Source organism: Flagellimonas algarum (genome assembly GCF_040513375.1).
Taxonomy (GTDB): Bacteria; Bacteroidota; Bacteroidia; order Flavobacteriales; family Flavobacteriaceae; genus Flagellimonas_B; species Flagellimonas_B algarum.
The window spans coordinates 213,024-233,806 of the sequence record NZ_JBEVTG010000003.1 but is presented as its reverse complement, the minus strand read 5'-3'; the positions used below and the strand labels follow the sequence as shown (position 1 = coordinate 233,806).

Genomic DNA, 20,783 nt, shown 5'->3' with positions numbered 1-20,783 from the left:
CTCTCTTTACTTTTTTAGAAATCAATATTTAGACCCAGGGTCACCGTTTTGAAAATCGGTGTACCCGCCCTTTGTGAACCAAATGCCCTGGGATTGCCATTATCATCATGTTCTGGGTTGAATCCGTGATAGTCATCCGCGGTGATGTAAATCAGATTCTGCGCCGTGGCATACACCCTAAGCCCATCCAAACCGATTTTATCAAGCATCCTCGGACTGAAATTATACCCCAGATTGACATTTCTTAAGGAGAAATAATCGGCACTGGCGATGACTTCGCTGGTCAGTACTTTCTCTTGGATGAAAGATGGGTGTGGCACGAGTCCATCGGCAACTGCTTGCTCGGCCCCGCCGCTTCGTGTGCGGTTTCCGAACCAGTTATAGAAATATTGATCCCCGATATTGTTGACTTGGGCCCCAAGGCTACCCTGTACCATGAAAGAGAAATCGAATTGCCCGAATTCAAAGGCATTGGTAAGGCTATAGATCAAGTCTGGATAAGGATCTCCTAGAATCGTCTTATCCTCATCGGTGATGATCCCATCCCCGTTCAAATCGAGTACGATCGTATCATCGGCCTGCCCATTGATGCGATTCCAAGGATTGTCGACATAGGTCGTCCTGAACTGGGTTTCATCATAGGCCTCGGTATCGACGACGAATCCCCAGAATGATGATATCGGTTCACCGATACGATTGATCCATTGTGAATTCCGTCCGTAGGTATCCTCGATCAAGGCATTGTTCGAATCCCCAAAACTCAACAATTCGTTTTGGTTGGTCGAAGCGATAAAGGTAGATGACCACCTGAAGTTCTCACGAACGATATTCTGGGTGCGAAGTTCAAATTCAAGTCCGCGGTTCTGGACCTCACCCAAATTCACGATACCGCTATTGAATCCGGTAATATAGGAAACCGGATTCTGCAACAGCAATTCATCACTGTTCCTACGATAAAAATCGATGGATCCCGAAACTCTGTTGTTCCAGAAACCATAGTCCAACCCAATGGTCAGTTCCTCCGAAGCTTCCCATTGCAGTAGGGCATTGGCGATGTTCAAAGGGGAAATTCCGGAAGCCGTTACCCCTTCGACCACAGCGTTGGTGTTTTGCAACAAGGCCAAATACGGCCAGGTGTTCACGACTTCAGACCCCACATTGAAATTCTCGGCCCCGGTAAAACCGTAACTGGCCCTGAATTTCAAATTGTTGACGACATCGCTTTCCAAAAGGAAGTTCTCCTTAGCGATATTCCATCCTACCGAAACCGAAGGAAAGTTACCCCATTTCGAATCCAATCCGAATACCGAACTACCATCACGTCGAAACGACGCATTGAACAGGTACTTCCCTTTGTAATCGTAGTTGATCCTGGCGAACATCCCTATTTTCTTCAACTCGGTATTGGATTGCAATACCGTAGTGTTGTCCGGATTGGCCCCTTGCACATTGGGCAAGCGATCATCGGTAAACCCATTGGCGTTGACCTGGCTGGTCTCGCTTTTTCGTTGTTGGATGGTCAAACCTCCTAAGACGTTGATCTTGTGGTCACCGAAAGATTTGTTATACGATATGGTATTATCGGAAATCAATCGGGTACGAAATCTATTCTCCAAGAAGTAGTTGGATCTGCTGGCCCCAGCCGCATGATAGTTTACCCCGTCATAACGGTCCCTCTTGCGTTGCTCCAGGGTGACACCCAATGATGTTTTCGCGATCAGCCCATCAGCAAGTTTGTAACTGAGATAGGTCGATCCGAATAATTTGGTATTGAATTCGTAATGTTCGCGTTCGACGTATTGTTGGAAAGGGTTCGAATCGCCCGAAGTTCTGGGTCGTTCGGTATTGCCGTCATTGTCGTAATCCAAATTGATCAGGTGGTTTTCCAAAAAGTAATCCCCCACACCCACATCAGGGTAGACATCACGATTGATGAACGGAAGGGTCTCCTCGGTATGGTAAATAGGCAACCAAGGGGATTGCCGTGTCGGATTGTGGATCGAAGTGGGCAGTCTGCGCTGTTCGGTATACGAAGGGGAAGCCCTAAGTCCGAACTTCAAGCGTTTGCCGACCTTGGTGTCGAATTTCAAATTCGCCGTGTACAGCTTGTAATCATCGGTAATGACGACCCCTTCATCGTGCAAGGATCGTAAGGACGCGCTGAAGGTTGAATTCTCGGTACCCCCACGGGCCGATAAGGAGTGGCTGGTAACGATACCCCCATTAAAGAAAACATCTTGCCAATCGCGATTCACCCCGGTGATACTTACTAGATCCAAGGCATAAAGGGTCTCTCCTGATAGTGTTCCAGTAGCCGCCTGTTCAAGGGCTGCCCATTCGTTCAGGTCTTTGCGATAATCATCACTGCCATGGGCTTGCTTGAAACCGGTATAGGTTTGGTAACTGAACTTGGTCTTACCGGCCTTTCCACTTTTGGTGGTGATCAAAATCACCCCATTGGCCCCTTCACTACCATAAATGGAAGCGGAGGCGGCATCTTTAAGAACCTCAAAGGACTCCACATCGTTCATATCGATGTTGGCCAAGAATTCTGAGCTTACTACGATTCCATCGACCACCAAAGCCGGGCCTGAATCCGCGGTGATCGAGCCCACACCACGAATAGTAATGGTCGGGGCACCTCCCGCCTCGGCGTTTGTGGCTTGGATGTTGACCCCGGATACTTGACCGATAAGGGCATCGTCGACCCTGGAAACGGCGATTTGATCTAAAGTTTCATTGACCACTTTTGAAATCGAACCGGTTACGGTCGATTTTCGTTGTGTACCGTAACCGATGACCACCACTTCATCCAATTGACTGGCATCTTCCTCCAGTTGGATATTGATGGTCGTTTGGTCACCTACGATGACGGTTTGTGTACCGTAGCCGATATAAGAGAACTGTAGTACCTCTCCTGAGCTTACGTTAATGGTATAATTCCCGTCGAAATCCGTTTGCGTACCCCGCGTAGTGTTTAAAACGATGACGTTTACACCTGGAATGGGAACGTTGTTCGCGTCAGATACGGCCCCTGTGACCGTTATGCTCTGAGCGATAAGTTGCATCTTGATGAACAAGAGGGCAACTAGCGTTAGTTTCGTTTTTAAATTCATTTGTTTTAAGTTAATTTTCAGTAGTTCCGTTTGCTTTGCGGATGCGATGATGCGATCCTTCGCGTTGTTTCTGCACCGTACCAATCGCCAAATGAATTTTTCGTATTTTTGGATTGGCATGTGTCACCATGTGCCGCACATTTACTTCCCTCCGAAAAGAAGTAATGTTTCTAAAAGGATAGGCGTGCACCTATCCTTTTTTAGTGGGTTATGTTTTCATATGTGTTGTTTGTTTATTGGATAACCAAATTGGTTAACCAGTTTGGATTACCAAATATATGTTATAAAATCGTTAATAGAAAACGGATTTCGCATTTAAATGTTAAAAAAACGGCGTGGGTGGAAATATTCGGTAGGAAAAATTTTCGAATCCCTGATTTCAGGGCTTAAAATTCACGATTCCATAAAATCCTCACGGATGGGACTGAACACATCGATCAATACACCCGCTTCGGTACATACGGCACCATGTAAGGCGTGCGGCGGGATGTAGAAGGAATCACCGCCCGTCAACGTCTTGGTTTGCCCATCAATGGTAACATCGAAACTTCCGCTTTCGACATAGGTGACCTGTGAGTGGTAATGTTCGTGCATTTGCCCTACGGCCCCTACTTCAAAATGGACCTTGACCAGCATGATCTTGTCGTCATAGCCCATGATCTTCCGTTTTAGGCCTTCGCCCACAACCTCCCATTCGAGGTCGGTTCCTTTGATGAATTCCTTGCTTGCTCCAAATGTTTTCATTGTCAAATCAGTATCAGTTAGTTGTTTTCGGTATGCTGTCTTGTTTATTGTGGTGGTATTCCCGGTCCGACCGTGGCTTCACGGAACCAGACTTCGGTATAGCAGCCGTTTTCATATTGTCGGGCGATGTCACCCCCGTAAGTTTCGGCCCCGGCAAACCAGACGCGGTTCTTTTCGGGATCCTTGCCATTGGTTTGGTTGTAGGCCCCTTGTTTGAAATAACCCAGTTCGCCTTGGTAAGCGGTGGGGCGTTCGGTACCGTCTTGCCCCATCGGTCCGAATAACGCCTTGACCTGTTCAGGCAGGGTATCGTTAGTCCCATATTCCGAAACCAGTAGGTTTTTGGTAAAGGTTTTGGTTTCATGGTTCGGGCTTGAGAAGGTGAGGTACATAATACCTTGGTAAACGTTTACTTCGTAACTGAACTCTTCGCCTAATGCGATCCCGTCAGTGGGTGCTTCCGGGAAATCGTTCTTTGCCGTTCCTACCACCGACATGTCGTGGCCCCAGACGGCGGTCGAAAAATCCCATCGTTTTGAATTGTCATTTCCGGCCGTATTGATTTCGTAATTCCAAAAGACCGAGCCTTTGTCATGCCCTGGAAACTTTTTGTAGAAAATCTTCAAGGGTTCGTTTTCATGGCCTTCCCCACTGTGGATCTGCCCCACTACGGTAGCGTAAGAGGCCGCGACCCTGGCGTCTCCGGAAACGGAAACATGCATGACCTTGCAGGTACCGGTGAGCCTACCCCCTTCTTCAGGCACCCATTCGCGCTTTTCATGCAATTCGGTTCGGGTATTGCTGGAGTTCTTTGAGGTCACCCCTGAATTTGGGGTTTTGTAGACCACCCATCTGCGCGTACCATCAATAACAGTATGGAAAAAGTCCTCGTTTTGAAAATCGACCAGATCGTCAACGGAAGTCCCATCCCCCATCAAGATCTTGAACTTGTCCATAAAGGGGATCACCTCACTAGGATAAACGGTCTTCTTGCTCAAGCCATCATTGGCCTCGAAATAACCGGCATTCGACATGGCATCCTCGCTTATGGTAATGGAAGCGGATTTGAACCACACCTCGGCATAGTTGCCATCGGCATATTGTTTTTTCAAATCCCCTTGGTGGGTTTCAGCACCCGAGCACCATACCTTGTTTACCGCAGGGTCTTTGCCGTTGGTTTGGTTGTAGCAACCCAATTTGAAGAACAAGCCTTCACCGGCATAGGCGTGCTCCCGTTCGACACCGTCTTGCCCGATGGGTACGAAAAGCGTTTCAACCTGTTGCGGCAAGGCCTCCCTATCGGTATAGGCCGAATGGATTAGGTCTTTGGTAAACGTCTTGGTTTCATGACCCTCACTGGTAAATTCCAAGAACAAGGTCCCGTCCTTTACCCGCACCGAATAGCTAAAGGTCTCCCCAAGGGCAATGCCGTCTTCGGGTTCAGGTGGGTAGCTATCAGCGGTCGCACCGACGACCGAAAAATCATGACCCCATACCGGATAAGAATAGTCCCAACGTTTGGAGTTGTCTTCACCGGCAGTATTGATCTCGTAATTCCAAAAGACCGAGCCTTTGGTATGGCCTGGAAACTTTTTGTAAAATATCTTCAAGGGTTCGTTTTCATGTCCGTCGGCACTGTGGATCTGTCCGACGACCACCGAGTAGGTCGCTGCCACACGGGCATCGCCGGTAGTAGCCACTTGCATTACTTTTAAGGTAGCTTCCATATGGGCCTCGGTCATCGGGGTCCATTTTTTTAGCTGGGCCAGCTCAGTGCGCGTATTGTTCGAGGTACCATGGGTATTTCCGGCATTGGGCGATTTGAATACCACCCAGTCAACGGCATTTTCATTCGTTGCATAAAAGTAATCCGGAGCCTCATAATCCAAGGCTTGTCCGGCGTTGCTCCCATCCCCCAAAATCAAGTTCCAATGCTCGAAAAAGGGAATGACGTCACTCGCCATCGCCGATGGAGTGCCCTTATGCTGCTTGCATGCAAGGGTCGAAAAAAGGAGCACTACGAGAAAAGGGAGTAAAGGACGGTTCATTTAAAATTGGTTTACCAGTTTGGTTAACCAAAAATAGGTATATTTGAAAACTAAACAAATTTTTAACGGTTTAATTCCCTAAAAACCAATTTTGGCCCTTAAAAATACGAGTATGGAAAAAGTACGTTTCGAACAACTAGGCCAAATCAGTACGGCCACCCTGACCACTTGTTTGTTCAAACGCGGACTGCGCAATCAGTTCCTTCAGAACGTGCAAGCCGTAAAGGATTATGGGAAGCCGATGGTCGGCAGGGCAGTTACCTTAAGGTATATTCCAGCCCGCGAAGACCTTAATCCGATTTCGGTGTTCAAAGATCCCGATCATCCGCAACGGGTCGCTATAGAGCAATGCGGGCCTGGTGATGTACTGGTCATCGACAGCCGTAAGGATGCCCGGGCGGCATCGGCCGGGTCGATTTTGGTCACCCGATTGCTACGACGCGGTGCTGCCGGCATTGTTACGGATGGCGGGTTTCGCGATTCGCGCGAAATCGCCAACTCGGGTTTTCCTGCCTTCCATCAACGACCCTCCGCCCCGACCAACCTGACCCTACACCAGGCCATTGCCATCAATGAACCCATTGGCTGCGGTGACGTGGCCGTATTTCCGGGGGATTATATCGTGGGGGATGCCGATGGCGTAGTGGTCATTCCCGCTGCGGAAATCGATGCCGTTATACAAGAAGGCCTCGAAATGACCTTGTTTGAAACCTTTGTGACCGAACAGGTCGATCAAGGTGCCTCCATCAAGGGACTTTATCCCCCGACCGATCCTGACCATGTAGCGGCTTTTTCACGCTGGAAACAAAACCTTCCGTCCGAATCCTAAGGGAACGAAAGCGTATAAAAGCTTATTTTTAAGCAAAACCCGAGCATGAAACGGAATGGAAAATTCTGGGGGATAGTTACCCTCCTCCTTACTATTGGTATGATCATCGGCTACGGCTTGGGCTATCGAAACGAATTGGGCCCGGGCATCATTGCCTTATTTTTACTGCTCGCTTGGTCGGTACGCTATGTGCCGCGTCTACAAGGTTTCGCGTTCACCCTTTTGATTTTTGCCGCGGTCGCTGCCGCCTTGTTTTACCCGGGATTCTTTGTCGCCATAGGAGACTTCAAACTTAGTGGGTTGATCGTTCCCTTGTTGATCATCATCATGTTCGGTATGGGTACCTCGATCGGTATCAAGGATTTCGTAGGTGTGGTCAAAATGCCCAAAGGGGTCTTGGTGGGACTGATCGCCCAGTTTACCATCATGCCCTTTATCGGCTTCGGTCTGGCCAAGTTTTCAGGACTGTCTCCTGAAATCGCGGCCGGTATCATCTTGGTCGGTTGTTCTCCGAGCGGCTTGGCATCAAACGTCATGGCCTATATTGCGGGTGCCAACCTAGCGCTCTCCTTGACGCTTACGGCCATAGCGACCCTTTTGTCACCCTTGGTCACTCCCTTTTTTATGCAACTATTGGCCAATGAACTCGTGCCCATCGATTTTTTGGCCATGTTCTTGAGTATCGTCAAAATCGTCATCCTACCTATCGCAGCGGGCCTCCTGTTCAACCATTTTGCCCATGGTAAATTCCGTTGGCTTGATGCCTTGATGCCTAAAATCTCCATGGCGGCCATTGCCATCATCATCACGGTGATTACCGCAGCAGGTCGTGATTCGCTCTTATCCATTGGTCTTATATTGATCGTAGTCGTGTTATTACATAACCTTTCGGGCTATGTACTGGGGTACTTCGGAAGCCGGATGGTCGGCCTGGATGAAAAATCGGCCCGGACCGTTGCTTTTGAAGTGGGGATGCAGAATTCCGGTCTGGCATCCGGGATCGCTTTGGAAATGGGCCGTTTAGCGACCATGGGCCTGGCCCCAGCGGTCTTTGGCCCTTTCATGAACATCACCGGCTCCTCACTGGCGACACTTTGGAAAGGAAAACCACCAAATTCCGAACAATAGCCAAGCTTCCTTAATCGATTTACACCTTCTCGACCGATTGTAATCCGTTGTTTTGAACCCTCTTTTTAAAATTAATTAAGGGTAAGCGCAAGTATTTGGTGAAAAGGGCACCTAACCCTTATGTACAATCCACTAAATACAACCCTATGAACTATTTGAAAATGCCGGTTTTGCTTTTTGCAGGCGTTGTCCTATTCCTAGTTTCTTGCAATAGTAGTGATTCGGAAACCCCCACTCTCGACGACGATACCGTCATCGGTGACGATCCGTCGGATGCCGTCAGTACCCCCTTGGCCGCCTTTGAAGAATTCAATCCCGATGCGGTTACCGTTTCCTTTGATGGTACCAACATCACCATTGATTCCAACGGACTGCCCAACCATACCTCCCCATATTGGGAAGAGACGAATCCATTGTACATCGACCCCGTCGTTGCAGTAGCTTTGACTCCAGGCAGGATCGGAGGAGATCGCAACTATTCGGTTACCGTTTCGGCTGCACCGGAATTGGCCGCTTCGAGTACGGCAACTGGGCTAGGGGCCATCGGTATCGCGGTGACCGGTGCCCCGATATTCAACGATTTGGAAGGTAATAACAGGCCTATTGAGGAAATGATCGCTGAGACTTTCGATTATGCCGGGGCCCATAATGGTCCTTCAGGTTACCATTATCATATCGAGTCTTCTGACGTGCCGGAAAACACCACCCTTTCCTTTGATGACGAAAAACTGGTCGGCATTATGGCCGACGGATTCCTGTTATATGGACGTCGGGAAGCGGATGGTTCGTACCCCACCGATTTGGATGCCTCTGGAGGGCATTTCGGTACCACACCGCATAGCAATGGGGAAGTAATCTACCACTATCACATCGTCAATGAATTCTATTTCGGCAGCGTCATCGCACTCTTTGCTGGGGATTTACAGGGGACACCCAATACCATCATGTAATTGATCGCATCTAATACAATTGGCAAGCCAAAAGCGATTCTTGTGTCGTTTTTACGCACACTTGTTCCCAAAATGTTGCTATGCCTTGGCCTGTTAGCCAAAGGATGCACGGAACAAGGAGGCACATCGGCTGAGGAACATGCAAGGCGCGTGATTCCTGACCGTCAGGTGGAAGAAAGCAAACTCGTTTACCACCCTGAAAGATCACAGTGGACCTGGAAGGACCATCCCTTTTCCGGCTATGCAGTCACTTACTTTCCAGACGGCAAACCCAAAACACGTTTTGGCGTCTTGGATGGGAAAAAGCAACACCATGTATTGCAGTGGTACCCCGATGGACATCTAAAAAGCAGTATGTTCTACCAGCAGGGCAGGCTACATGGCACCAAAAAAATGTGGACCTCGGACCCCAACCACTACTTGGTCGCCCATTACCGGTATAGCAATGGCAGACCGCACGGGGTCCAATTCAAATGGTACCCCACCGGTGAGCTGTTCAAAATCATGAACCTCCACCATGGGCGCGAATCAGGCCTGCAACAAGCCTTTCGAAAAAATGGCGCTCGCTATGCGAACTACGAGGCGCGTAAAGGGAGGATCTTTGGCATGAAAAAAGCCAAACTCTGTTATAGCCTCGTTGAAGAACAGGTCAAGAACAAAGAATGACCAACGATTGAAGGATTACCCATTAAACAAAGCAAAAAAGACTTTTTAACAAAGTGTCTGCCCTGGTTTCACCGGATCTTTGCGCTGAAACGCAATACGCACTTACCATGGCTATACAAACAACGAACGATTTCGGTACAACGGGGTGGACTCCCGACCGGCTCCCAGACCTCAATGGAAAAACCTATGTCATCACCGGGGCCAACTCCGGGGCCGGTTATGAAGCCGCCAAGATCTTACTTGGCAAAGGGGCCGAAGTGGTGATGTTGAACCGGAGTGCTGAAAAATCAAGAAAGGCCATCGGAAGCTTGATCGATCATTTTGGCAAGCAAGCCAAAGTATCCTTCATCCGACTTGACCTTGCCGAATTGGCCTCGGTCAGGGAGGCAGCCACCGAAGTATTGGCTGCCGTACCGAAAATCGACGCCCTGATCTGCAATGCCGCCATCGCCCAGGTGCCGACGCAGCAACGCACCGTTGAGGGATTTGAAAGCCATCTCGGCGTCAACCATTACGGTCATTTTCTGTTGGTCAATCGCTTGTTCGAAAGGATCTCAGAGGCTTCAGGTAGGATCGTCGTGGTCGGTAGTGAGGGGTATAAAATGGGTTTGAAGACCATACAGTTCGACGATATGGACTGGGATGCCAATTATCATCCCATGAACACCTATTGCCACAGCAAATTGGCTCAGATCATGTTTGCCTTTGAACTGCAACGACGAATAGCGGCCAAACAAGGAAGGGCCAAGGTCTATGTATGCCATCCTGGGGCTTCGGCCACTTCGTTGATCAAAAACAGCGGTGGGCTTCGCGATCGGATCATTTGGGGTTTGGTCTCCAAAACCCCCTTGGTGCAATCGGCCAAAAAAGGGGCATACCCGGAGGTGCTCTGTGCTACGGAAGACCCCTTGGAACAGCAGGCCTACTACGGCCCGACCAAACGCATGCAGACCGGCGGACCGGTCGGGGCATGCCAGTTGGAACCCTTTGCGTTGGATGCCGAGGTAGCAGCCCGTCTTTGGACTATTTCCGAAGAAGCGACCGGAGAAGCATTTCATTGTTGATATTTGTACCAGATGGAACATCCGACAACAAGCAGTAAAGGCCGCGTATTCGTTTCGGGAAGCACCGAAAAGCAGTACACTTGGGAAAGCATTTCACCCCAGCACATCATTGTCTTCATTTGCTCGGGCAAACTGGTATTGACCTATGGCAAGGAAGAGTTGGTTTTCGGAGCCGGGGCCACGGTTTTGATCCCAAAAAATCAACTGGTGCGCAGCCTGAAACAACCTGTCGAGGGCAAACCCTTCAAATGTGTTTCCCTATTCCTCCCAGAAGCGGACTTAAGGGCCTTTTATGGAGAACGCTCCCAAACCGAAAGCTGGACGGAGAACATCACCACCCAGCGAGCCATCCTCCCCCATCCCCTTTTGGAAAGCTATTTCAACACCTTATTACCGTATTTCGATATGGATGATGAGCTGCCCGAAGCCCTGGTACCCATCAAAATCCAGGAAGTCCTGACCATCATCGATGCCGTCGATACTCGAGCCAGTGCACTTTTAGGCCACTTCGAACCCTTAGGTAAAATCGATCTAGCGGCCTTTATGGAAGCGCACTATATGTACAACATCCCCTTGGAACGCTTCGCTTTTTTGACCGGCAGGAGCCTATCCACCTTCAAAAACGATTTCAAGAAGACTTTTCACGATAGTCCGGGGCGATGGTTGACCCAAAAACGTCTGGATCTCGCCCACTATAAACTCAACCATGAAAAACAAAAGGCCACAGAGGTGTATCTTTCGGTGGGTTTCGAAAACCTTTCGCATTTTTCCTTTGCGTTCAAAAAGGCCTTTGGATACCCCCCAAGCCGTTTACCACATACTTGAATCACACAAAATCAACATCTATGGAAATCCTTAAAATCGCAGTGGAATGGGCCAAATCCGAAGTATTCTCGGCCCGCTTTTTCGTTTTGTTCGGCCTGTTGTTCCTGTTGGGCAGCCTTGGGTTCTGGCAATTGGGCAAGACCGAAATGGCCAAGGCCTTTATCATTCCGACCCTAGTGGCGGGCCTTTTGCTCGTGATCATCGGGGCCGGTATCTTCTTTACGAACAAATCACGGGTCACCGGCTTTGTAGAAGCCTATGAATCCGATGCCGATGCCTTCGTAGCCTCGGAAATCGTGCGTACCGAAAAGTCCATGGCCGAATACCGCAACATCGTCTTTAAGGCCATCCCCCTGATCATTGTAGCAGCTGCCCTGGTGTTGCTCTTTATTGACACCCCGCTTTGGCGGGCGATCGGCATCACCACCCTGGCATTGATGGTCGTCATTTTGGTTATCGACAGCAACGCCAATGCCCGGATCGAAACTTATCGAACGGCTTTGGATACGGCAGTTAATTAAGCTTTTAAGACCAACAGCACCCCTTCTTTGTAGGTACCCCCAATGGGGATTTCAAGGGTGCCGATTTCAACGTCCTTGGCGGTAAATGCAGTGACTTGATCGGTATTTACCACATAAGAGCGGTGTACGCGCAAAAAGGTATTGGGCAAGCGCTGCAGCAGTTGGTTCAAAGGCTCTTTGACCACCACACGACGGTCAGCAAGATGTAATTTGACGTAATCCTTCAAGCTTTCGATATACAAGACCTCGGCCAAGTTGATCTTCAGCTGCTTTTTGTTGGCCTGTACAAAAATCGCCTCTTGTCGTGGTGAATGCTCTCGAGGTTCCGCAGACTTAGTTGGTTGTTGCAACTTTCCGATCGCCTTGAAGAAACGCTCGAAGGTAATGGGTTTAAGCAGGTAATCGACCACTCCGAATTCGTAGCTATCGACGGCATATTCGCGATAAGCCGTGGTCAAAATGACCTGGGGGGGATGGGTTAGGGTTTTCAGGAAGTCGAGCCCGGTCAGCTTGGGCATTTGGATATCCAAGAACAGCACATCCACCGAATGGGTTTGAAGAAAACCGTGGGCCGCTACCGCGCTTTTAAACGAACCGAGGTGTTCCAATACCGGTACATCGGCGATATGCCCTTCCAACAAGGAACGGGCCAAAGGCTCATCATCGATAACGATACACTTAAACATAGGCGGAGTCGGTATTGATCCGCAATTCCGCAAGGTACCAATTGCCCTGATCTTCATGGGTAAAATCGGCATCTTGATATACCAACTGCAGTTGTTGTTCTACATTTTTGATCCCGATACCCTCAGTATATTGGGTAACGTCTTGTTGCTTTTCCTTGCTTTTGGTGTTTTTTACCTGAAAGCGCAATTCCTGCCCTTCCAGCTGCAGCAGGATCTGGATTTGCAGTCCCTCCACTTGGCCGCTGACCCCATGTTTAAAGGCATTTTCAACCAAGGAAAGAAACAACAAGGGGGCGATTTTTGGATCGGGTTCCAAGGCGCGCTCGGTATCGATATTTAACGAAATGGCAATCTCATCCCCATAACGCAAACGCTCCAGGGCGATATAGTTTTGGACCAATTCGATTTCTTTCGATAAAGGCACCAAGCGGTCATTGCATTGGTAGAGGATGTAATCGAGCATGGCCGAAAGGGCTTCGACCATTTTCGGGGCGCTATCTGATTTTTGTACGGTCAGGGCATAGAGGTTGTTCAAGGTATTGAATAGAAAATGGGGGTGGATCTGGGCTTTCAACACATTGAGTTCCGCCTTGTTCTTATCGCGCTCCAATTTCAAGTGTTGGGTCTCAGCACGGTTCCTTTCAATAAGCAGACAAGTCAGGGCAAGCGCGACCGCAGCGATCAGCAGGGGTGGCAGATAGCCTGTGAAGAGGTAACCGGTGTCCGAGAAGATCTCGAACAGGGATTCCTGTACGAAGGCTTCCTTTCGAAACAAGGGCTCATAGCCATACACGTTCACGATACGGTCAAAGGCACTGCTTAGGTAAAACAGCAACAGCGAACCAAGAAAAAAGCCCAGGTAGTTGTTCTTGTTCCGCAAAAGCGGGATGATGAGTCCGGTAAAACCATAGGCGGCCACCAGCATGGCCGGCATTCGTTTGAAATTCTGCGCAAAGACCAACCAAAACCCTTGAACGTTGCCGTCTTTAAAAAACTGGATGACCGTAAACCCCAAGAGCAGCAACAACCAAAACAACAGGTGGCCTTGCAGATCCATCGTCCGGCTACTTTTCCTTTGCTGTGGGTTGAATCGCGACATAGACCGTAAAAGTACGGAATACAGGCAGGTAACGCTCCGTTCATCGACGGATCGGTATTTGCCGATGACCAAGGTGTTGTTCCAGCTGCCCAACCCGTTCGACGCCCGCAAACCGGTTTCCGTTTGCGCTACCCCTGCTTTGGGCGATTTTCGAGCGGGCGATTACACAAATGGCGGAGTTTTGGGGCATGAAAACATTCAAAATCAAAAGCAAACGTTTACGACGCTTCCTCCGCGTCTTGCTGACCCTATTCACGCTCTGGTTCTTGTGGAGTATTTATTATTTTACGACCTGGACCAAGTTTCCGGAAGCGGCGACCTACCCCATGAACCAGGGGGTGTCGGACACCGTTTATGCAGCACCCATTCAACAGGCCACGGCCCATCTCAAAGGGATATCAAAACGACTGAACGTACCCTCTTTTTCGGTGGCGGTGGGGCATCAAGGCAAACTCATCTGGTCGGCCAGTGAAGGATTCGCTACGGTAGAAACCGGAAAAGCGGCCACCCCCTTGACCCAATACCGGATGGGCAGCACCTCTAAGGCCATTACCGCGACCGGCGTAGCCCGATTGGTCGATCGAGGGCAGCTCGACCTCGAGGCCATCATCGGGGATTCCATCACCAATTGGGACCGCAAGGAATGGGACTTCAGTATGAAACAATTGCTGAGCCATACCGCAGGCGTAGGTAATTATGAGGATTTCGGACTCCATTCGGCCCAATTTACGCTCTGCAATTGCAACCAATTCGAATCGGCTGCCGAGGGCATTACGGTCTTCAACCGATACGACCTGCTGTATGAACCCGGTACGCGATTTCAATACTCATCCTTCGATGTCAACCTGGCCAGCGTCGTCTTGGAACAGGCAGCGGATCGGCCGTTTTTGGACTATATGCAAGCCATGGTCTTCGACCCCTTGCAGATGCAGCACACCTATGCGGATCATAGCCGACCGAAGTCGGAACACTTTGCCACTTTTTACCAAACCGAAGACGACTACTATCGGGAGTATCGCACCATGGGCATCAAACACGATGTCAACCTCAGCTACAAATGGGCCGGGGGCGGATTCATCTCAACGCCCACCGACCTCGTGAAGATGGGCAACGCCTATTTGGGAGACCCTAGCTTTTTGAGCGCTTCGACCAAACAGGAATTCTGGACCCCGGTGCGCCTTGAAAACGGGAACATCAACGAACAGGAATATGCGCTAGGCTGGCGCTCTTGGCCCACCTATGAGAACGAGCTTTTGCTCGACGGGGAAACCCCGATTTGGATGGTGCACCATGGTGGGGTCAGCAAGGGATCTATGAATTTCTTGGTGCTCTTTCCGAACTATGGTTTGGTCATCGATGCCTCGATCAATAGTCGGGCGGCCACCTTCGGGGAATTCGCCGCCGAAGTACGCCAATTGGCCGACTTCTTCTTACGTGCGGTACCCAAGGAAGAATGGGAGCGCTATAGTGCAATCCAAGAAGTGGTCTCGCACTAGGTAAAACGCAAGACAAGCCGTGATCAAAATCCGTGGTTGCGGTTTTCTTGCTACTTTTGGAGCAAAACCCAAATCATCCTTTTGCCTCCCATGTCATTGAGACCCTTTCTCCAGATTGCGATTATCTTTTTTTGTATGACCATCGAAGCCTACGCGCAAACGCCGAATCGAACTGAATCCGTAGCTGTTAATGGAAAAACCCTGTATTATGAATCCTATGGGGAAGGTCCGCCCCTGTTACTTTTACACGGGTACAGCCAATCTTCCATATCCTGGCGACCCTATGTCAAGGAATTTACGGAGGATTTCGAAGTATTCTTGATCGATTTGACGGGTCATGGGAAGTCCGCTCCTTTTGATTCCGATCTATCGGTACGATCCGTTGGGGAAGACCTTTTGGCATTGATCCGCCATTTAAATTTAACCCGGGTCGATGCCGTAGGCTTTAGTTTTGGAGGGGATATCCTCTACCAAGTGGCCTTGATCGATCCCAATTGCATCCGGTCGATGATTACCATTGGTGCGGTCGGTACATGGACCATTGCCGATTTTCCGGAGTATCTCGAGGAGTTCACTTTTGAAAACCGGGCGAACTTCCCTTGGCTGGAACGCTCTCATGCGAATGAGACCACCCTAAAGGCGCTGTTGGACCAATTCAAAAATTATCGGGTCCGATTGAGCGATGAAGAACTACAAGCCATTACCCCCGAAGTCATGATCATGGTAGGCGATGATGATGAAGGGACCCCAATGGAAGAAGTCTTTCGAGCCCGGACCCATTTGCCCCATTCAGACCTTTGGATCTTGCCTGATGTGGCGCATAGTGCCCACGCCGAACCAAATAAAACAGTGTTCTTAAACCGGGCTAAGGCTTTTTTTAGCAAAAAGAAATAAGGCGTTTCGGAAGCATTGATCACTAGAACCCTAAAGTAAGTAACTCCTTTTTTTAGAAACCGGCGCAACAGCAATGCGGATTCCTTATCTTCGGCTTCGAATCAACCAACACACCATCCTATTGAAGCTTTTCAAAACACCTTCCATCCGTTCGTATACCCCTCGAAAAAACTTAACCCCCTTGCAGGTTTTTGCCATAGATAAGCGCACGGTATCATGAACAAACTTTTCTATTACCTGTTGCTTTTACCGATTTCGCGATTGCCATTTCCGATGCTATATGGCCTCTCCAATGTCATGTACTACCTCATGTACCGCCTTATCGGGTATCGCAAGGCGGTGGTGCGCAAGAATCTTACGCAATCCTTTCCGGACAGATCGGATACCGAAATCCGGGCTATTGAAAAAAAGTTTTACCGCCACTTTTGTGACATCATGGTAGAGAGTATCAAGAACTTCACCATATCGGAAGCGGCCACCAAAAAGCGGATGCGCATTGAAAACCCGGAAGTCTTGGAGCGCTATTTTAAAGAAGGACGGAGCGTGATATTGGTCGGCGGACATTACAACAGTTGGGAGTTGTTCGCCCTGGCCGTGGCCGGGCAGATCAAACACACCCCGATGGCGCTCTATTCCCCGTTATCCAATGCCTTTTGGAACGAAAAGATTACCGCTAGTCGCTCCAAATACGGCCTGCATATGCTTCGAATCGATGGGGTTATTGAAAAAATGAAAGCTGAAGAAGAGGGGCCCTTTGCCGTGATTTTCGGCAGCGATCAATCCCCAAGAAAATCCCAATTGGCGCATTTTACACGCTTTTTGAACCAAGAGACTGCCGTGGCTTATGGGGCGGAACGTATGGCTAGGGAATATGACATGCCCATCATCTCAGGTTCCAACATCAAAGTAGCCCGTGGGTACTACAAGGTCGTTTTCAAGTTGGTCTCGGATGACCATAGCCAATTTGAGAAAGGGGAAATCACGGCCGCTTTCACGGCAAACTTGGAAAAAGACATTCTAAACGCGCCACAATACTGGTTGTGGTCGCATAAGCGATGGAAACACCGCAAATCGGCACACGAGCCGGATCGGATCATCTAGCATCAGAGGGTACCTCTAGCGGATAGGCTGGTCATTTTTTCGTAGCTTCCTTGAACCAGAATGGTTCGACCCCTATCTAAGACTAATGAACCCTACTGTCTAATTTCAAGCCTCTACCCCATGAAGATCAACAGCTTCTATCCGAAACATGAAGTGCTTCAGCAGTATGTGGCGAGCTATTACATCTTAGAGCATTCGGAGCAGGATCCGGCGATCAGCTACTTGACCTTTCCTTCCGTGAATTCCATTGTGGCAGCCGTCCCAAATGCCGAACATGTGCGCTTCGAACACAAGATCTTGACCCGCCCGTCACAAACAAAGCCTATAGCGAGCAGTCTGGTCTGCCGGTTTAACGAGCCCATCTGTTTTGAATATCAAGGGAACATCAAGGAAATCTGCATCTACTTCAAACCTTTGGGACTCAATGCCTTCTTACCCAAACCCCTGGCCACCTATAGCCACGGCCCATTCGATCCTTTCAATCCCTTTTCGGACTATGCCATGGAGATGAAACGGATTGTAAAAATCGTAGACCCCAACGAACTGGCCCAACAGTTGGAAACCTATTGGTTGGCCCACTGTACGGGCTTTACACATCCGTTTTTGGGGGAAGCGATCGCCTTGATCGATGACGACCTGAAAATCACCACCGCCGAATTGGCCCGGCATTTCAAGCGCAGTCAAAAGACCCTGATCGCCCAGTTCAAGAAGCACCTCTGCAAAACCCCATCCGAATACAAAAAAATCCTTCGGTTTCGAAAAGCTATTGTTGCTATGAAGGGCAATGGTAACAAGACCAGTTTGACCGAACTCAGCCACCTCATCGAATTTTTCGACCAATCGCACATGATCGGTAATTTCAAAGCCCTCACCCAACGGACACCCCGGCGGTTTTTCGAAAACCTGACTACCATGGGCAACAGCAACGTGCATTGGATTTTTCCGTAGGGTAAACCTTTTGCAATTTTATGTCAGACCAAGGTGCCATATTTGTAGTACCGAAAAACGCATCTATCATGAAGAAAGCACTTTGTAGTGTTCTAGCAATCGTCCTTTGGGGCTGTAACCAAAACGAACCCCAAACCGCGGATGAAACCGACCCAACACCCCAAAAAGAGGTCTTGCTCATCGGCACCTTCCATTACAACAATCCCGGTGCGGATGTGGCCAAGACCAAATCCTTTGATGTAATGAGCGAGGAAGCTCAAGCGGAGTTGGAAGCGATTTCAGCACGCATCAAAGCCTACCGGCCGACCAAGATCTTCGTCGAATGGCCTTATGACGAACAGTCCGAGTTGGATTCGTTATATCGAATGTACCACGAAGGCCGCTACTTCTCACAAGACAGTCTGTCCGATTTCTATTTGAAAAACGAGATCTTCCAATTGGCGTTTCGAACCGCCCATGCCAGTGATTTGCAACAGGTATACGGAATCGATTACAAAACCTCCTTTCCGTTCGAAGCGGTCATGGGGGCCATCCAAGAAGCGGAACAGACGGAATTGCTGGCGGAAATCCAAAACGGCATTCAAAAGTTCACCTCGGACTTCGATACCCAAATCGAAGAAGGCACTTCGTTGATGGATCTGACGTACTACTTGAATGAAACGGAGATGCGCCGATTCTCCAATTACTTCCATACCGACTTGATGTTATTGGCGGGAAATCCCGATGACTTTTCAGGCCCTTTGTTGACTTCCGAATGGTACAAACGGAACCTGTACATGTGGTCGTTGGCCCTAAAGCAGACCCAAACCACCGATGAGCGGATCATGGTGCTGGTCGGGGCAAGCCATGCCGCCATGTTCGAACGCTTTATTGCCGACAATGAAGAATGGCGGGTCAGGGAACTTCAGGAGCTCATGACGGAGTAGTTTTGGTCGCACAAAACCGTACCTGCCTAAAACGACTAAATTAACTAACTTGGGTACCAATAGGGGCCCTGGTGTCTCCTGCCAAGCCACCACTAACCCTAAAAAACCTTTGAGACAGCATGTTCGACGCATTGATTGAATTTTTGATCGATATGGTCATGAACCATAAAAAAGCCATACTCCTGCTTTTCGCCTTGGTCTTGGTCATCACGATCGTCCTGTATTTCAATTGACCTCAATGGAAACCGTACTCCTCTTCCTCTCCCCCCTGATCGGTATTGCGCTGTGGATGTTAAGCCTGCATCTGTTGCGTCGCTGGAAACATTTTTGGGCGTACTTCGGCTGCAACTGCCTGGCCCTAGTCGGCTATACGGCCTATATTTTGCTTGGTGGCCCTTTATTTATCGGTGACGACCCCTACAGTCTTGGCCGGTTGTTTTTATTGGTCGCGTTTCCGATAGTTCATGCGCTTCTGGGCACCATGATCGCCATCGTTATCAATTGGAAGCTACGCCGCGCCCAACGCGCTTAAGTTGCATTCGTCATGATCATGTATATTTAAGGGGAACAATGTCCATCCAAAACCGTTTTCATGAGAACCCTTTGCTTGACCCTCACCTTGTATTGCCTATGGGGTTTAGGTTTCGGTCAAACCACCCATGACACCGCCACCGATCTGGTGATTTCGACTGCCGGTCAAAGTGATGAACGGGCCGAGAAGGTATTGTCGCTGCAAGGATCGGAAGATCGTAGGGATTTGTTGCAACGCGATATCGACTTCCCGGAACTCCCCATCGAACCCGATTCGACACGTTATTTCGCCAATGCCAAGTACGATTGGATCTTGACCCTGGAACCTAAACCGGGCCAACAGTTCGAAAGGCAGGCCGTTTTCAACGCCTTCGATCGTGATTGGAGCAAGGAACAGCTGTACCCAACAATCTATGCCAAACCTGCGAACAGCGCAAATTGGACCTATTTTCATGCGTCGGACAACCAGGCCGAACACTTCGATAAGATCGCTATTGCTTGGAAGCTCTTCGATTCCCTTGACGAGCCTCCGATCGTTTACGACGAAGCGCGGCTTACCCAATTTGAAAATACCGTACGAAGCCGGATGAAAAAACTAAAAGTCGAACGGTTGCGATCGAATTGTACCGTCAAGGAAGCGGCTACGCACTCCAACCGATTATCGCGTTTCATCACCGAAAACAACCAATGGGCCATTATCGTTTTGCAGGCAGATAAGAACTTTGAAGGCACGGATCTTTGGGATGTCATGCAATCGGTCGGACTACGCTGGGGGGACATGGACCTGTTCCACTGGGATAATGAACAGCGCGGTTTTGGGGACGATTATGTGTTCAGCGTGTGGACGAGCACGGCCCCCGGATACTTTTTCCCGGAGGAAATCGCCGCCGGACGCGTACAGGTAGTCGATTTGATCTTCGGCTTTTCGATTCCCCGTACCGTGGCACCCGAAGGAGTATTTGAAGTGATGCATAAGGTTACCCAGTATGCCCAAAAGCGTCTTGGGGGCCGTTTGTTGGATGGCAACGGGAATCCGTTAGAACCCGAAACGGAATTGGCCCGGATCAGCGCCATAGCGGAAAAACTGGAAACCGCTGGACTTCAAAACGGTATCGGGGATGCCTTATACCTCTTTCAATAAAACTCCGTTTATACGTTGGTCCAAAACTAGTATTAGTCTCGATATTGAAAAAGTACTTGAACCACCTCAA

General features: G+C 49.3%; 19 protein-coding genes. 14 read left to right on the top strand and 5 right to left on the bottom strand.

The annotated features are described in order from the left end of the window. Window positions 1–14: 14 nt before the first annotated feature. The 3 genes from ABV409_RS14745 to ABV409_RS14735 form a co-directional block, all read right to left on the bottom strand. Entirely contained in the window at window positions 15–3,116 is a 3,102-nt protein-coding gene (locus ABV409_RS14745) for a SusC/RagA family TonB-linked outer membrane protein (protein WP_353878386.1), read from the bottom strand. 393 nt (window positions 3,117–3,509) lie between these two features. Continuing rightward, window positions 3,510–3,860, bottom strand: a complete 351-nt coding sequence (locus ABV409_RS14740; RefSeq protein WP_353878385.1) for a cupin domain-containing protein — start codon at window positions 3,858–3,860, stop codon at window positions 3,510–3,512. 44 nt (window positions 3,861–3,904) lie between these two features. Beyond that, window positions 3,905–5,908: a polysaccharide lyase family 7 protein gene (locus tag ABV409_RS14735; RefSeq protein ID WP_353878384.1), complete on the bottom strand. Its 2,004-nt coding sequence runs from the start codon at window positions 5,906–5,908 to the stop codon at window positions 3,905–3,907. 112 nt (window positions 5,909–6,020) lie between these two features. On the opposite strand from ABV409_RS14735, the gene ABV409_RS14730 reads away from it, so the two are divergent. From ABV409_RS14730 to ABV409_RS14700, 7 genes are all read left to right on the top strand, one after another. Next, complete coding sequence (locus ABV409_RS14730) at window positions 6,021–6,737, top strand: ribonuclease activity regulator RraA (RefSeq protein ID WP_353878383.1); 717 nt, start codon at window positions 6,021–6,023, stop codon at window positions 6,735–6,737. Between the two features lie 45 nt (window positions 6,738–6,782). Next, the gene (locus ABV409_RS14725; protein ID WP_353878382.1) at window positions 6,783–7,865 is read left to right on the top strand and encodes a bile acid:sodium symporter family protein; all 1,083 of its coding nucleotides are present in this window, start codon (window positions 6,783–6,785) and stop codon (window positions 7,863–7,865) included. A 146-nt stretch (window positions 7,866–8,011) separates the two neighbouring features. Next, entirely contained in the window at window positions 8,012–8,815 is an 804-nt protein-coding gene (locus tag ABV409_RS14720; protein WP_353878381.1) for a YHYH protein, read from the top strand. 42 nt (window positions 8,816–8,857) lie between these two features. Then, entirely contained in the window at window positions 8,858–9,481 is a 624-nt protein-coding gene (locus ABV409_RS14715) for a toxin-antitoxin system YwqK family antitoxin (RefSeq protein WP_353878380.1), read from the top strand. A gap of 107 nt (window positions 9,482–9,588) precedes the next feature. After that, complete coding sequence (locus ABV409_RS14710; protein WP_353878379.1) at window positions 9,589–10,545, top strand: SDR family oxidoreductase; 957 nt, start codon at window positions 9,589–9,591, stop codon at window positions 10,543–10,545. A gap of 12 nt (window positions 10,546–10,557) precedes the next feature. Further along, complete coding sequence (locus tag ABV409_RS14705) at window positions 10,558–11,370, top strand: helix-turn-helix domain-containing protein (protein WP_353878378.1); 813 nt, start codon at window positions 10,558–10,560, stop codon at window positions 11,368–11,370. A gap of 20 nt (window positions 11,371–11,390) precedes the next feature. Next, window positions 11,391–11,891, top strand: a complete 501-nt coding sequence (locus tag ABV409_RS14700) for a hypothetical protein (RefSeq protein WP_353878377.1) — start codon at window positions 11,391–11,393, stop codon at window positions 11,889–11,891. Here the strand turns inward: ABV409_RS14700 and ABV409_RS14695 are convergent. Both ABV409_RS14695 and ABV409_RS14690 read right to left on the bottom strand, forming a co-directional pair. Further along, window positions 11,888–12,577, bottom strand: coding sequence for a LytR/AlgR family response regulator transcription factor (locus ABV409_RS14695; RefSeq protein WP_353878376.1), 690 nt, complete (start codon window positions 12,575–12,577; stop codon window positions 11,888–11,890). The two genes, ABV409_RS14700 and ABV409_RS14695, sit on opposite strands and share 4 nt — an antisense overlap. Beyond that, window positions 12,570–13,787 (bottom strand): sensor histidine kinase, encoded by a 1,218-nt coding sequence (locus ABV409_RS14690; protein ID WP_353878375.1) that lies wholly within the window; start codon window positions 13,785–13,787, stop codon window positions 12,570–12,572. The genes ABV409_RS14695 and ABV409_RS14690 overlap by 8 nt, the downstream gene beginning before the upstream one ends. 77 nt (window positions 13,788–13,864) lie before the next feature. On the opposite strand from ABV409_RS14690, the gene ABV409_RS14685 reads away from it, so the two are divergent. The 7 genes from ABV409_RS14685 (at window position 13,865) to ABV409_RS14655 (ending at window position 20,713) form a co-directional block, all read left to right on the top strand. Further along, window positions 13,865–15,172, top strand: coding sequence for a serine hydrolase domain-containing protein (locus ABV409_RS14685; RefSeq protein ID WP_353878374.1), 1,308 nt, complete (start codon window positions 13,865–13,867; stop codon window positions 15,170–15,172). Between the two features lie 135 nt (window positions 15,173–15,307). Continuing rightward, window positions 15,308–16,066, top strand: coding sequence for an alpha/beta fold hydrolase (locus tag ABV409_RS14680; RefSeq protein ID WP_353878373.1), 759 nt, complete (start codon window positions 15,308–15,310; stop codon window positions 16,064–16,066). Window positions 16,067–16,282: 216 nt separating this feature from the next. Continuing rightward, window positions 16,283–17,167, top strand: a complete 885-nt coding sequence (locus ABV409_RS14675; protein ID WP_353878372.1) for a lysophospholipid acyltransferase family protein — start codon at window positions 16,283–16,285, stop codon at window positions 17,165–17,167. Window positions 17,168–17,287: 120 nt separating this feature from the next. Next, the gene (locus ABV409_RS14670; RefSeq protein ID WP_353878371.1) at window positions 17,288–18,115 is read left to right on the top strand and encodes a helix-turn-helix domain-containing protein; all 828 of its coding nucleotides are present in this window, start codon (window positions 17,288–17,290) and stop codon (window positions 18,113–18,115) included. A 68-nt stretch (window positions 18,116–18,183) separates the two neighbouring features. Beyond that, window positions 18,184–19,041, top strand: coding sequence for a DUF5694 domain-containing protein (locus ABV409_RS14665; protein ID WP_353878370.1), 858 nt, complete (start codon window positions 18,184–18,186; stop codon window positions 19,039–19,041). A gap of 238 nt (window positions 19,042–19,279) precedes the next feature. Beyond that, window positions 19,280–19,573 (top strand): hypothetical protein, encoded by a 294-nt coding sequence (locus ABV409_RS14660; RefSeq protein WP_353878369.1) that lies wholly within the window; start codon window positions 19,280–19,282, stop codon window positions 19,571–19,573. Between the two features lie 60 nt (window positions 19,574–19,633). Then, window positions 19,634–20,713: a cell division protein ZipA C-terminal FtsZ-binding domain-containing protein gene (locus ABV409_RS14655; protein WP_353878368.1), complete on the top strand. Its 1,080-nt coding sequence runs from the start codon at window positions 19,634–19,636 to the stop codon at window positions 20,711–20,713. Window positions 20,714–20,783: the final 70 nt, after the last annotated feature.